This is a genomic window from Caballeronia sp. LZ033 (assembly GCF_031451265.1).
In the GTDB taxonomy this organism is placed as follows: domain Bacteria; phylum Pseudomonadota; class Gammaproteobacteria; order Burkholderiales; family Burkholderiaceae; genus Caballeronia.
This window is the reverse complement of the sequence record NZ_JARUXQ010000001.1, coordinates 881963-895512: the sequence shown is the minus strand read 5'-3', so window position 1 is coordinate 895512 and position 13550 is coordinate 881963. Positions and strand designations below refer to the sequence as shown.

Genomic DNA, 13550 nt, shown 5'->3' with positions numbered 1-13550 from the left:
CTCACACCTTCACCGGCGCAGCGTGCGAACGCAGCACCAGCGTGCGCCCGGCGAAGGTCAGCACCCCGCTCACGCCAATCACGATGCCCATGCCGTGCGGCGAGACATCGTGAAACAGACCCACCGCGAGACTCGACAGCGCGCCGAGCGCGAGTTGCATCGCGCCGAACACGGCGGCGGCCGCGCCTGCGTTGTGCGGATAGCGGTGCATCAGTTCGGTCGTGCAATTGGCCGAGAGCAGCCCGACCACGCCGACCACGAAGAACAGGCACACGACGATCGACCACAGGCCGCCCCACCCCGTCAGCGACACCAGCGCGACCGCGAGCGCCGCGGCCACGCTCACGAATGACGCCGCCGAGATCATCTTCATCGCGCCCACCCGGCCGACCCACTTCGTGTTGAGCACATTGCCCGCGATGATGCCCACGATATTGAGCCCGAACAGGAAGCCGTAGAACTGCGGCTTCACATGGAAGTAGTCGATGTAGACGAACGGCGTTGCCGTGATGTATGCGAACATCGACGCGAAGGCCATGCCGCCGCAGATCATGTGGCCCCAGGTGACCGGATCGGTGAGCAGGTGCCGGTAGGCGGCGAACGACTTGGCCAACGCCGAACTCGCGCGCTTCTCCTTCGGCCAGGTTTCCGGCACGCGCAGGAACGCGGTGACGGCGCAGGTCAGCCCGAACAGCGTCAGCGCGATGAACACGACGCGCCAGCCGCCCAGCAGGATCAACTGCCCGCCGATCAGCGGCGCGAGCAGCGGGCCCATCGACGTGACGATGGACAGCATCGACAGCACGCGGGCGGCGTCGGCCGGTGCGTGCGCGTCGCGGGCGATGGCGCGCGCCAGCACCGAGGCCGCGCCCGCGCCCAGCGCCTGCAGGAAGCGCACGAGCACGAGGGCGTCGATGGAAAACGCCGCCGCGCACGCGATGCTCGCCAGCGCATACAGCGCAATCCCGCCGAGCAGGACGGGCCGGCGGCCGTAGGCGTCGGACATCGGGCCATAGAGCAGCATGCCGAACGAGAAGCCGAACATGAAGCTGGTCAGCGTGCTTTGCGCGGCGGCCGGGCTCGTGCCGAAGGACGCCGCCAGCGCGGGCAGGCTCGGCAGATACATGTCGATCGACAGCGGGCCGCAGGCGGCGAGCGCGCCGAGCAGCAGAATCAAACGGCCGTCGGGCCGGCGCCGGGAGGTGTCGGACATGAGGTTCGCAGGACGGGAAAGGTGGAGGCGGTGCGGCGTTCGGCCGCGCGAGAGAACGGTCATTGTACGCGACGCTTTGTCATGATCCGGCCCTGAACCGCGCCGTGCGCTAAGCTCGACGCTTCTTTCATTCACTCGACGCACCGCCCCGATGACCGCCTTCCTGCTGATCTGGAGCCCCAAGAAGTGGCCATGGCCCGAACTGCCTGACCTGGCGCGCCGGGTGAGCGCGGGGGAAGCCGTCGCCGATGTCTGGGGCTGCGGCACGGCACGCGGCCTGCTGCCGGGCGACCGCGTGTTCGTGCACCGGGTGGCGCAGGAGCCAAAGGGCGTGTTCGCGTCGGGATACGTGACGCGCGCGCCCTACGAGGTGCCGGACGCCGGCAGCAAGCGGGGCTACCGGCTGTGCATCGACTTCGTCTATGACTGGCTTGTCGATGCGCACGAGCAGGTAGTTGTCACGCGCGACGAACTGCGGGCCCATCCCTTCTCGGTGCAGACCTGGGACGCGCAGATGTCCGGCACGCTCATCAAGCCAATGGCCGAAGGCGCGCTGGAGAAGCGCTGGACCGAGCGCACCGGGCGGCGCTCGCGGCCTCCTGTACCGCCGCCCATGACGCAAGCCGCTCCCGCTCCTGCTCCCGAACCTGCGCCCACCGCGCGCCGGACACGCGCCCGCACGCCCCGCAAGCCCGCTTGACGCCCGTCAACGGCCAGGCCCCGACCCGGCCTGGTCGCAACGACTCCGGTACAATTTCAGCACCGTTTTTCGCGTCGGATCGCGCGTTCCGCGGGCCAGCGCCCACCCGGCGCGCGGCCGCTCCGGCGCGGCTCCCGCATTCACCTTCAGCGCAGGCTTCCATCCATGTCCAAGAATCAAGCACTCTTCGAACGCGCACAGCGAACCATTCCGGGCGGCGTGAACTCGCCGGTGCGGGCGTTCCGCTCGGTAGGCGGCACGCCGCGTTTCATCGAGCGCGCACAAGGCCCGTATTTCTGGGATGCGGACGGCAAGCGCTATATCGACTACATCGGCTCGTGGGGTCCCATGATTCTCGGCCACGTCCACCCGGACGTGCTGGCCGCCGTCCAGCGCGTGCTGGCGCAGGGTTTCTCGTTCGGCGCGCCGACCGAAGCCGAGATCGAGATTGCCGAGGAAATCTGCAAGCTCGTGCCGTCGATCGAACAGGTGCGCATGGTGTCGTCCGGCACGGAAGCCACCATGAGCGCGCTGCGTCTGGCGCGCGGTTTCACGGGCCGCAGCCGCATCATCAAGTTCGAAGGCTGCTATCACGGCCACGCCGACAGCCTGCTCGTCAAGGCCGGTTCCGGCCTGCTCACGTTCGGCAATCCGACTTCGGCGGGCGTGCCGGCCGACATCGCAAAGCACACCACGGTGCTCGAATACAACAACGTCGAGCAATTGAACGAGGCGTTCAAGGCCTTCGGCGCGGAAGTGGCGTCGGTGATCGTCGAGCCGGTGGCCGGCAACATGAATCTCGTGCGCGCGACGCCTGAATTCCTGAACGCGCTGCGCGAGCGCTGCACCGAATACGGCACGGTCCTGATCTTCGACGAAGTCATGTGCGGCTTCCGCGTGGCGCTCGGCGGCGCGCAGGAGGTCTACGGCATCAAGCCCGACCTCACGTGTCTCGGCAAGGTGATCGGCGGCGGCATGCCGGCGGCGGCCTTCGGCGGGCGGCGCGACATCATGGCCCACCTGGCGCCGCTGGGCGGCGTCTATCAGGCGGGCACGCTCTCCGGCAATCCGATTGCGGTGGCCGCCGGTCTCGCGACCCTGCGCCTGATCCAGCGCCCCGGCTTCTACGACGACCTCGCGAAACAGACCCGCAAGCTCGTCGACGGCTTGACGGCCGCCGCGCGCGAGGCCCGGATTCCGTTCTGCGCCGACTCGATCGGCGGCATGTTCGGCCTGTATTTCTCCGAACAGGTGCCGGCGAGTTTTGCGCAGATCCAGCAAGGCAACACGCTGCGCTTCAACGCCTTCTTCCATGCGATGCTCGACGCGGGCGTGTACTTCGCGCCGTCGGCGTTCGAAGCGGGCTTCGTGTCGAGCGCGCACGACGACGCCGTGATCGGCGCGACGCTCGACGCGGCGCGCGGCGTGTTCGCGTCGCTGTCGGCCTGACGCTGCCGGGCCGCGCCGATGTTCTCGCAAACCGATTTCACGCACATGGAGCGCGCGCTCGCGCTCGCTTCGAAAGGCATGTACACGACGACGCCGAACCCGCGTGTGGGCTGCGTGCTCGTCAAGAACGGCGAAGTGATCGGCATGGGTTTCACGCAGCCGGCCGGTCAGGATCACGCCGAGGTTCGCGCGCTGAAGGACGCGCGCTCGCGCGGCAAGGATCCGCGCGGCGCCACGGCCTATGTGACGCTCGAACCGTGCAGTCATTTCGGGCGCACGCCGCCGTGCGCGCACGCGCTCATCGACGCGCGCGTCGAGAAGGTGATCGCGGCGATGGAAGATCCGAATCCGGCGGTGTCCGGACGAGGTCTCACCATGTTGCGCGATGCGGGCATCGACGTGCGCTGCGGACTGCTCGCGAACGAAGCGCATGAGCTGAACATCGGCTTCGTGTCGCGCATGACGCGGCGCCGGCCTTGGGTGCGCATGAAGGTTGCGGCCACGCTCGACGGCCGCACCGCGCTGCCGTCCGGCGACAGCCAGTGGATCACCGGCGAGGACGCCCGCGCCGACGGCCACGCGTGGCGCGCCCGCGCCTGCGCCATCCTCACCGGCATCGGCACCGTGCGCGAGGATGATCCGCAACTGACGGTGCGCGCGGTGGATACACCGCGCCAGCCGCAGCGCGTGCTGATCGACAGCCGTCTGGACGTGCCGCCTGCCGCCCGCATTCTCGAAGGCGCGCCGCCATGGATCTTCCATGCCGCCGACGCCGAGCCCGCGCGCGCCGCCGCGCTGCGCGACAAGGGCGTGGACCTGATCGAGATCTCGAACGAGCAGGGCAAGGTGGATCTGCCCGCCATGCTCACGGCGCTCGCGGATCGCGGCATCAACGAACTGCACGTGGAAGCGGGCCACAAGCTGAACGGCTCGCTGCTGCGCGAAGGCTGCGTCGACGAATTGCTGGTCTATCTGGCGCCGAGCCTGCTCGGCAGCGCGCCCGGCATGTTCGACTTCGCGCCGCCGGCCACGCTCGACGCGCGCCCGCATCTGAAATTTCATCGCATCGACCGCTTGGGCGACGATTTGCGCATTCTGGCGCGCTTCGCCGAAGCCAACGTGGCTAGCTGACGGCATTTCGATCCGTCATTTTCTGATTCAAAAGGAACGCTCCAGATGTTCACAGGTATTGTCGCGGCGATGGGCCGCATCGAAAAAGTCACGCCGCTTGGCGCCCAGGACGCGGGCGTTCGCCTGACCATCACGGCCGGCGGGCTCGACCTGAGCGACGTGGAACTCGGCGACAGCATTGCCATTCAGGGCGCCTGCATGACGGTGATCCAGAAGACGCCCGAGTCCTTCGATGTCGATGTGTCGCGCGAAAGCCTGAACAAGACGGTGGGCCTCGGCGAGGCCGGCACCGGCGTGAATCTGGAAAAGGCCTTGCGCGCGCACGACCGCCTGGGCGGCCATCTCGTTTCAGGACATGTGGACGGCCTCGGCGTCGTATCGAAATTCGAGCCGGTGGGCGAGTCGCACGAACTGCGCATCGTCGCGCCGAAGGAGATCGGCAAGTATCTCGCCTACAAGGGTTCGGTCACGGTGAACGGCGTGAGCCTCACCGTCAACGCCGTCACCGACCGCCCCGATGGCAGCGAGTTTTCGATCAACCTGATCCCGCATACCGTCGAAGTCACGACGCTGAGCGCGCTCAAGGCGGGCAGCCGGGTGAATCTGGAGATCGATCTGATTGCGCGCTATGTGGAACGGATGATGAGCGCGTCGTGACGGCGCCGGCGCCGGTCTCGCGGATCGACACCAGGTACAGCGTCTCCTGCGCGAGCAGGTAGAGCAGCGCATATTCTCCGGACGGCGCGTCGCCGAACTCGTGCACGTACAGTTCGCCGCCCGCCGCCCTCGCCCGCTCCAGCATCTCGACGAGATAGCCCACACAGAGCGCCGCTTCGAACTGCTCCGGAATCTGCCCGGAAACATCGCGCCCCATGCGCGGCGCCGTCCTGAGCTGGGGAAGCACTTCCGTATCCAGGCGTTCGATCAGAAGGTCGAACGCCTCTGCATTACCCGCCTCGATCCACTGCCGCTCGATTTCGAGCAGCCGCGCCTCGAAATAGTCCGTGATGCGCACCGCCGCGCGATCCGGGGAAAGTGCCGGATCCGCAGCGGTCAGCGCCTGTGATCCGTTTCTGTGCTTCATGCTGATCATGGTTGTCACGCCGTGAGAGTTGAGGTCCAGCCAGTCTCTCAGGCCCGGCGCGCGCGCACCATTCGTCCGAATGGCCTAGGAAATTTCCCGTCCGCCGTTCCGTGGATTTCGCCGCCCGCGTGGCGGCCGTGGCGTAAAATACGCCCTTTCCCCGAACCGGACCCTTACGGGACGTCATCATGTCGCTCGCCTCCACTCCTGAGATCATCGCTGAACTGAAAGCCGGCCGGATGGTGATCCTCGTCGACGAAGAAGATCGCGAGAATGAAGGCGATCTGATTCTCGCCGCCGAATTCGTCACCCCTGAAGCCATCAACTTCATGGCGAAATACGGCCGCGGCCTGATCTGCCTGACGCTCACCCAGGAGCGCTGCCAGCAGCTCAACCTGCCCCTGATGACGCAGCGCAACGGCACGCAGTACGGCACCGCGTTCACGGTCAGCATCGAGGCCGCCGAGGGCGTCACCACCGGCATTTCGGCCTCGGACCGCGCCCGGACCATCCAGGCGGCGGTCGCGCCGGACGCGCGCGCCGAACACATCGTTCAGCCCGGCCACGTGTTTCCGATCATGGCGCAGCCCGGCGGCGTGCTGGTCCGCGCCGGCCACACGGAAGCAGGCTGCGACCTCACCGCGCTCGCCGGCCTCACACCCGCCGCCGTGATCTGCGAAGTCATCAAGGACGACGGCGAAATGGCTCGCCTGCCGGATCTCATCGAGTTCGGCGAGCAGCACGGCATCAAGATCGGCTCGATCGCCGACCTGATCCACTATCGCAGCCGCACCGAATCGATCATCGAGAAGGTCTCCGAGCGCACCATGCAGACCGCGCACGGCTCGTTCCGCGCCATCCTGTACCGCGACGAACCCACGCATTCGCCGCACATCGCGCTGGTGCGCGGCACGCCGCGTCCCGAGCAGGAAACGCCGGTGCGCGTGCACGAACCGCTTTCGGTGCTCGACCTGCTCGAAATCGATGCCTCCATGCACTCGTGGACCATCGACGCCGCGATGAAGGAAATCGCCGCGCGCGACCTCGGCGCCATCGTCATGCTCAATTGCGGCGACACGAAGGAACACCTCGTGGCCGTGTTCGAAGCGTTCGACCAGCAGGAAAAGGCCAAGGAACTGCAACGCCGGCCGATCGACTTCAAGACTTATGGCATCGGCGCGCAAATCCTGCGCGACATCGGCGTCGGCAAGATGCAGGTGCTCTCGAATCCGCGCAAGCTCGGCAGCATGTCGGGCTATGGGCTCGAAGTCACCGGCTTCATCCCGATGCCCGGCTGCCCCGCGACCGCCGCGCCCGTCGAGCCGTCCGTCGCCCAGCTGCGCTCGGCCTGACACCGGACCGGACCCGACGCCCCTCTCCAACAGAACCAACGGATTCAATTCATGGAAATCGGACAATATCAGCCGAACCTCGACGGCGACGGCCTGCGCATCGGCATCGTACAGTCGCGCTTCAACGAACCGGTGTGCAACGGCCTCGCCGACGCGTGCATCGAGGAACTGGAGCGTCTCGGCGTGATCGGCGAAGACGTGTTGCTCGTCACCGTCCCCGGCGCGCTGGAAATTCCGCTCGCGCTGCAAAAGCTGGCTGAGTCCGGCCAGTTCGACGCGCTGATCGCGGTCGGCTGCGTCGTGCGCGGCGAGACCTATCACTTCGAACTGGTGTCGAACGAGAACGGCGCGGGCATTTCGCGCATTGCGCTCGACTTCGGCATTCCGGTGGCGAACGCCGTGCTCACGACCGAGAACGACGAGCAGGCCGTCGCGCGCATGACCGAAAAGGGCCGCGATGCCGCGCGCGTCGCGGTTGAAATGGCGAATCTGTCCGTCGCGCTCGAGCAGCTCGGCGGCGATGAAGAAGACGAAGACGAAGAAGACGAGGACCGCGCATGAAGAGCGCACGACGCCGTTCGCGCGAGCTCGCGACGCAAGGGCTTTATCAATGGCTGCTGTCCGGTGCGCCCGCCGGTGAAATCGACGCGCAGCTGCGTTCCACGCAAGGTTTCGACAAGGCCGACCAGGAACACCTGGACGCCATCCTGCACGGCGTGATCAAGGAAGCGGACACGTTGTCCGAGCAGCTGCAGCCGTGTCTGGACCGGCCGATCGATCAGTTGTCGCCGGTCGAACGCGCGGTGCTGCTGGTTGCGGCCTTCGAGTTCAAGCATCACATCGACGTGCCGTATCGCGTCGTCATCAATGAAGCGGTGGAACTGACGAAGACCTTCGGCGGCTCGGACGGCTACAAGTACGTCAATGGCGTGCTCGACAAGCTCGCTGTCGCCCTGCGTCCCACCGAGGCGCAGGCGCGTGGACGCGGAGCGTAGTAGATGAACCACGCAGCGGAGCCGCTGGTGAGACTGGCGTCGCGGGTTGGCGCCATCGAGCCGTTCTACGTGATGGAACTGATGAAGCAGGCCCAGGTGCTCGAACGCGCCGGCCGCGACATCATCCACATGAGCATCGGCGAACCGGATTTCACCGCGCCCGAGCCCGTCACCCGCGCCGCCGCCAACGCCCTCACGCGCGGCGTCACGCAGTACACCAACGCGCTCGGCATCCACGCGCTGCGCGAAGCGATTGCGCAGCATTACCGCGATACGTTCGGCCTCGACATCGATCCGGCGCGCATCGTCGTGACGGCGGGCGCGTCGGCGGCGCTGCTGCTCGCGTGCATGGCGCTGGTCGATCACGGCGACGAAGTCCTGATGCCCGACCCCTGCTATCCGTGCAACCGGCACTTCGTGTCGGCCGCGGACGGCAAGCCGGTGCTGATTCCGAGCGGTCCGGCGGAACGCTTCCAGCTGACAGCCGGGCATGTCGAGGAATACTGGACCGACAAGACACGCGGCGTGCTGCTCGCGTCGCCGTCGAACCCGACGGGCACGTCGATCGAGCCGGATGAACTGCGGCGGATCATCGGCGCGGTGCGTGCGCGCGGCGGCTTCACCATCGTCGACGAGATCTACCAGGGGCTGAGCTACGACGCGAAACCCGTGTCCGCCCTCTCCTTCGGCGACGACGTCGTCACGGTCAACAGCTTCTCGAAGTACTTCAACATGACCGGCTGGCGGCTCGGCTGGCTCGTCGTGCCGCACGCGATGGTCGGCGCGCTCGAAAAACTGTCCCAGAACCTGTTCATCTGCGCGTCGGCGCTTGCGCAACATGCGGCGCTCGCCTGCTTCGAGCCCGAGACGCTCGCGATCTACGAGGCTCGCCGGGGCGAATTCAAACGGCGGCGCGACTACATCGTGCCCGCGCTGCGTTCGCTCGGTTTCGGCGTGCCGGTGGTGCCGGACGGCGCCTTCTATGTCTACGCGGATACCGCCACGGTGCACCATCCCGCCGCCGGCAACAGCGACGCGCTCACGCACGCGATGCTGCATGACGCGGGCGTGGTGCTCGTGCCGGGCACGGACTTCGGGTTTCATGCGCCGCAGCGCTATTTGCGTCTTTCATATGCGACCGCTCATGCGAAGCTCGAAGAGGCGGTGGCTCGGCTGGGGTCCTTGTTCAGCCGCTGAACACTCCAGCTTGGCCGAATGAAAAATGGGCACCCTCGGGTGCCCATTTTTCATTGGTCAGACGCTTGCGACAGTATTCAGGCGCCGAATTCCGCCGAAGCAACGTGCTTCGTTTCCGTGTCGCCATCGTCCTGCGCGCCCTGCTTCTTCGACGTATCGATCGTCACGTGAACGCGCTTTTCGGGCGTGGCGGACGCCAGCACCTGCTTGGGCGCGGGTTGAACCGGCGCCTGCGGGGCATTGATCGGCACATTGCGGCCGCGTGCGACGTCGCGCAGACGGGAACGCTCGGCCAGCACCTTGGCGCCGTAGCCGCCGTCGTCCTGCGTCGTCGAGCCGACGTAGAAGCGCAGGCCGCCCGCTACCGAGCCTCCGCGCGCGATGCAATCCTTCAGCACGAGCGCGCCGACCTTGATGTTCGCGAGCGGATCAAGCGCCGCGTGCGAGCCGCCGAAGTACTGGAACTTGTCCGAGTGCACCTTCGACATCACCTGCATCAGACCCTGCGCGCCGACGCCGCTTTCGGCATACGGATTGAAGCCCGATTCGATCGCCATTACGGAGAGCAGCAACAGCGGATCGAGCCCGACTTCGCGGCCCGTGTCGAACGCTGCGCGCACGAGCTCGGTGACCGGCTCTTCCGCCACGCGATAGCGCCGCGCGATGAAGTTCGCGACCAGTTTCTGCTCACGCGTGGAAACCAGCACGCGGTCGTCGCGCGCATCGGCGACGACGCGTTGCGCCGGGATCAGACTCGCCAGCATGCCGACGGACGGCATCGTGCGCGGATCGAGACCGTTCGGCGAAACGGCGAGACTGATGCCGCCGGTCAGCTGGCGGGTGCTGTCGTCGTCGCTGGCAGCCGCACCGAGCGAGGGCGTGACCGCGGCGGGCGCGTTGCCGTTCGCGGCGGGCGCGTCAGCGGCGCTGGCGTGGTTCACGGCCAGGTTCACCGGCAGCATGGCGTCGTTCGCCGGGCGATGCACCGCCGAGAACGGCGGCAGCGGCTGCCCCGCGAGCAGGCGAGCCGGACCGGCCTGCACGGCGGCGGACACGAAAGGCATGACCTTTGCGGCGAGCGTGGTGCGCCACGAAGGCAGCAGCCACAGCGACAACGCCGTGATCACGGCAACGCCGCCGACCAGGCTGAAGAGATGGTGACTCAAACGGCGTCCACGACGCAGCGCGATGCGCACCAGTTGCGCGGCGCGGGTGTCGGAACCCCACGATAACCAAGCGTTCATCGATACTCCCAATGTTGCATGATTAGCGCAGATGAATACGAATAAAGCCCATATCAAAAGCGCAAATCAGACACCGCTCGCTCTTGGCAAGCGTAAGCGGCATCGGGGATACGGCATGCGCCGTCTGGAAGGCCGATCCGGCATGAACACCGGGTTGCGCGGCACGTACTGCATGCCCTGAGTGCGCAGGTGACCTTCGACGCGAAAAACCGGCGTGAGAAACGCCGGCAGTGACAACCAACAGCCATGAGTCGCCGGGCAGGTTCGGCGCAGGCGACGCATGTGCGTCTGTAAAGACCTGAGGCAGCGGTAAAAAGTTTCAAAACCTGCTTTGGATGCCAAGCGATTCTAGCAGGGTTTAATGATCCGTCAATGCTATAGACTTCGGTTTCAATTACTTACGGTTATATTGAACAGTGTTCAGCGCCCGAAAGGTACGTTTTCGCTTCCGTCGGCACTGCTTTTCGCTGAATGTCCCCCAACGCACCGACGCGAGCACAGGTAAAATCGACAATCGCCGTGGCGCGCAGCCGTCCCGCCCTGTGCAGAGCTGCCCCGCGGGCGTCCCGAGTTCACCTGCGAGCATCGATGAAATATAAAGACTTGCGCGACTTCACCGCCCGCCTCGAAGCGCTCGGTGAATTGCGCCGCATCCGGCAGTCTGTCTCCCCCGTTCTCGAAATCACCGAAATCTCGGATCGCGTGCTGCGCGCAGGCGGTCCCGCGCTGCTGTTCGAAGCGCCCACCGGCCACACCATGCCCGTGCTGGCCAACCTGTTCGGCACCACGCGGCGAGTCGCGCTGGGCATGGGCATCGAAACGGACGCGCCCGGCAGTGCGGACACGAGCCTCGGCGGCGACGTCGCCGCGCTGGGTTCGCTGCGCGACGTCGGCCGGCTGTTGTCGGCGCTGAAGGAACCCGAGCCGCCGAAGGGCTTGAAGGACGCCGGCAAATTGCTGTCGCTTGCCAAGGCGGTATGGGACATGGCGCCGAAATCGGTGAGCGCGCCGCCGTGCCAGGAAGTCGTGTGGGAAGGCCAGGACGTGGACCTCTATCGCCTGCCGATCCAGACCTGCTGGCCCGGCGACGCCGGACCGCTGCTCACCTGGGGCCTCACGGTCACGCGCGGACCGAACAAGCCGCGCCAGAATCTCGGCATCTACCGGCAGCAACTGCTCGGGCGCAACAAGCTCATCATGCGCTGGCTCGCGCATCGCGGCGGCGCGCTCGATTTCCGTGAGTTCGCGCTGGCGAACCCGGGCAAGCCGTATCCGGTCGCCGTCGTGCTCGGCGCGGATCCGGCAACCATTCTCGGCGCCGTCACGCCGGTGCCGGACTCGTTGTCCGAATATCAGTTCGCGGGGCTCCTGCGCGGCTCGCGCACCGAGCTGGCGAAGTGCCTGACGCCAGGCGTCGACTCGTTGCAGGTGCCGGCGCGCGCGGAGATCGTGCTCGAAGGCTTCATCTATCCACACGACGGCAACCTGCCGGCCGCGCCCGCCGGCGCGCCGCCGCGTCCCTCGACAGGCGCCGCCGCCCGCTACGAACACGCGCTCGAAGGTCCGTACGGCGATCACACCGGGTACTACAACGAACAGGAGTGGTTCCCGGTCTTCACGGTCGAGAAGATCACGATGCGGCGCGACGCGCTGTTCCATTCCACCTATACCGGCAAGCCGCCCGACGAACCGGCGGTGCTCGGCGTCGCGCTGAACGAAGTCTTCGTGCCGCTGCTGCAGAAGCAGTTCACCGAGATCACCGACTTCTATCTGCCGCCTGAGGGCTGCAGCTATCGCATGGCGATCGTGCAGATGAAGAAGAGCTATCCGGGACACGCCAAGCGCGTGATGTTCGGCGTGTGGAGCTTCCTGCGCCAGTTCATGTACACGAAGTTCATCGTCGTGGTGGACGAGGACGTCAACGTGCGCGACTGGAAGGAAGTGATCTGGGCGATCACGACGCGCGTCGATCCCACGCGCGACACCGTCATGGTCGACAACACGCCGATCGACTACCTCGATTTCGCGTCGCCGGTGGCGGGCCTCGGCTCGAAAATGGGCCTCGACGCCACCAACAAGTGGGCCGGCGAGACGAACCGCGAATGGGGCCGTCCCATCGTGATGGACGAGGCGGTGAAACGCCGCGTCGACGGGCTGTGGGCCGAACTCGGGCTCGACGCATGAGCGCGCTTGCAGCGATGCTCTTTCGGGGCGAGATCGTCGAGAACACGCATGCGGCGCACGTCGCCGTCGTCGATACGCATGGCCGGCTCGTGCATTCGTTCGGCGATCCGCAGCGCATCACCTTGCCGCGCTCGGCGGCGAAGCCGGCGCAGGCGCTTGCCGTGATCGAGACCGGCGCGCTCGAACGCTTCGGCTTCACGGAGGAGGATCTCGCGCTGATGTGCGCCTCGCACAGCAGCGAGCCGCGCCATATCGAACGCGTGCGTGCGATGCTCGCAAAGGCGCAGTCCAGCGAGAGCGACTTGCGCTGCGGCGGCCATCCGCCGATCTCGGACGCCGTGCAGCGCGACTGGATCAAACGCGGCTTCACGCCGACCGCCGTGTGCAGCAACTGCTCGGGCAAGCACGCCGGCATGCTCGCGGGCGCCCGCGCGCTGGGCCTCGCGCTCGCCGACTATCACCTGCCCGGCCATCCGCTGCAGGCGCACGTGAGACGCACGATGGCGCGCGCGGCCGGCTTGCCCGACGATGCAGTGCAATGGGCCATCGACGGCTGCAACCTGCCGACGCCCGCCTTCCCGCTCGCGCATCTCGCGCGGCTCTTCATGACGATCGCCGACGCCCCGCAGGACACGCCGCTCGCACGCATCCACCGGGCGATGACGGCGCATCCCGAACTCGTCGCGGGCGAAGGGCGTTTCTGCACGCTGCTGATGCAGGCCTTCGACGGCACCCTGGTCGGCAAGACCGGCGCGGATGCGTGCTATGCGATCGGCGTGCGGCGCGAGCACGGCACGCTCGGCATCGCGATCAAGGTCGAGGACGGCAATACGGCGGTGCTGAACGCCGTCGTCGTGCACGTGCTCGAACAGCTCGGCATCGGCACTCAGCAGCAGCGCGACGCCCTCGCCGCCTTCCGTCAACCGGTCGTGCGCAACACCATGGGCGTGCCGACCGGCCAGCTCGACGTGCGCTTCACGCTGCATTCCCATCAGGCTTGA

Annotated in this window: 13 protein-coding genes; 10 read left to right on the top strand and 3 right to left on the bottom strand. The window is 66.8% G+C overall.

What is annotated here, in order from left to right; genetic code table 11:
- Position 1: 1 nt before the first annotated feature.
- On the bottom strand, positions 2-1213 hold the full coding sequence (locus tag QCE62_RS04030) for a Bcr/CflA family multidrug efflux MFS transporter (protein WP_309914600.1): 1212 nt from the start codon (positions 1211-1213) through the stop codon (positions 2-4).
- Between the two features lie 151 nt (positions 1214-1364).
- Between QCE62_RS04030 and QCE62_RS04025 the strand changes: the two genes are divergently transcribed.
- From QCE62_RS04025 to QCE62_RS04010, 4 genes are all read left to right on the top strand, one after another.
- Complete coding sequence (locus QCE62_RS04025) at positions 1365-1913, top strand: hypothetical protein (RefSeq protein WP_309914598.1); 549 nt, start codon at positions 1365-1367, stop codon at positions 1911-1913.
- A gap of 165 nt (positions 1914-2078) precedes the next feature.
- A complete protein-coding gene (gene hemL / locus QCE62_RS04020) occupies positions 2079-3362 on the top strand; it encodes a glutamate-1-semialdehyde 2,1-aminomutase (protein WP_309914595.1) in 1284 nt (427 codons plus the stop codon).
- A gap of 18 nt (positions 3363-3380) precedes the next feature.
- Positions 3381-4493: a bifunctional diaminohydroxyphosphoribosylaminopyrimidine deaminase/5-amino-6-(5-phosphoribosylamino)uracil reductase RibD gene (ribD, locus tag QCE62_RS04015; protein ID WP_309914592.1), complete on the top strand. Its 1113-nt coding sequence runs from the start codon at positions 3381-3383 to the stop codon at positions 4491-4493.
- A 45-nt stretch (positions 4494-4538) separates the two neighbouring features.
- The gene (locus QCE62_RS04010) at positions 4539-5150 is read left to right on the top strand and encodes a riboflavin synthase (protein ID WP_309914589.1); all 612 of its coding nucleotides are present in this window, start codon (positions 4539-4541) and stop codon (positions 5148-5150) included.
- Here the strand turns inward: QCE62_RS04010 and QCE62_RS04005 are convergent.
- Positions 5074-5586 (bottom strand): hypothetical protein, encoded by a 513-nt coding sequence (locus tag QCE62_RS04005; protein WP_309914585.1) that lies wholly within the window; start codon positions 5584-5586, stop codon positions 5074-5076. The genes QCE62_RS04010 and QCE62_RS04005 overlap by 77 nt on opposite strands.
- A gap of 179 nt (positions 5587-5765) precedes the next feature.
- Here QCE62_RS04005 and ribBA point away from each other — a divergent pair, with 179 nt between their 5' ends.
- The 4 genes from ribBA to QCE62_RS03985 are packed head-to-tail and all read left to right on the top strand — an operon-like array spanning position 5766 to position 9121.
- Complete coding sequence (ribBA, locus tag QCE62_RS04000; RefSeq protein WP_309914583.1) at positions 5766-6929, top strand: bifunctional 3,4-dihydroxy-2-butanone-4-phosphate synthase/GTP cyclohydrolase II; 1164 nt, start codon at positions 5766-5768, stop codon at positions 6927-6929.
- A gap of 51 nt (positions 6930-6980) precedes the next feature.
- The gene (gene ribH / locus QCE62_RS03995; protein WP_309807635.1) at positions 6981-7490 is read left to right on the top strand and encodes a 6,7-dimethyl-8-ribityllumazine synthase; all 510 of its coding nucleotides are present in this window, start codon (positions 6981-6983) and stop codon (positions 7488-7490) included.
- A complete protein-coding gene (gene nusB, locus QCE62_RS03990) occupies positions 7487-7924 on the top strand; it encodes a transcription antitermination factor NusB (protein ID WP_309914580.1) in 438 nt (145 codons plus the stop codon). The genes ribH and nusB overlap by 4 nt, the downstream gene beginning before the upstream one ends.
- 3 nt (positions 7925-7927) lie before the next feature.
- Entirely contained in the window at positions 7928-9121 is a 1194-nt protein-coding gene (locus QCE62_RS03985) for a pyridoxal phosphate-dependent aminotransferase (protein WP_309914577.1), read from the top strand.
- Positions 9122-9198: 77 nt separating this feature from the next.
- On the opposite strand, the gene QCE62_RS03980 is transcribed toward QCE62_RS03985, so the two are convergent.
- Complete coding sequence (locus QCE62_RS03980) at positions 9199-10365, bottom strand: transglycosylase SLT domain-containing protein (RefSeq protein ID WP_309914573.1); 1167 nt, start codon at positions 10363-10365, stop codon at positions 9199-9201.
- A 588-nt stretch (positions 10366-10953) separates the two neighbouring features.
- Here QCE62_RS03980 and QCE62_RS03975 point away from each other — a divergent pair.
- Positions 10954-12549 carry a UbiD family decarboxylase gene (locus QCE62_RS03975; RefSeq protein ID WP_309914571.1) on the top strand — a complete coding sequence of 532 codons (1596 nt, stop codon included), beginning with the start codon at positions 10954-10956 and terminating at the stop codon, positions 12547-12549.
- Positions 12546-13550, top strand: coding sequence for an asparaginase (locus QCE62_RS03970; protein ID WP_309914568.1), 1005 nt, complete (start codon positions 12546-12548; stop codon positions 13548-13550). The genes QCE62_RS03975 and QCE62_RS03970 overlap by 4 nt, the downstream gene beginning before the upstream one ends.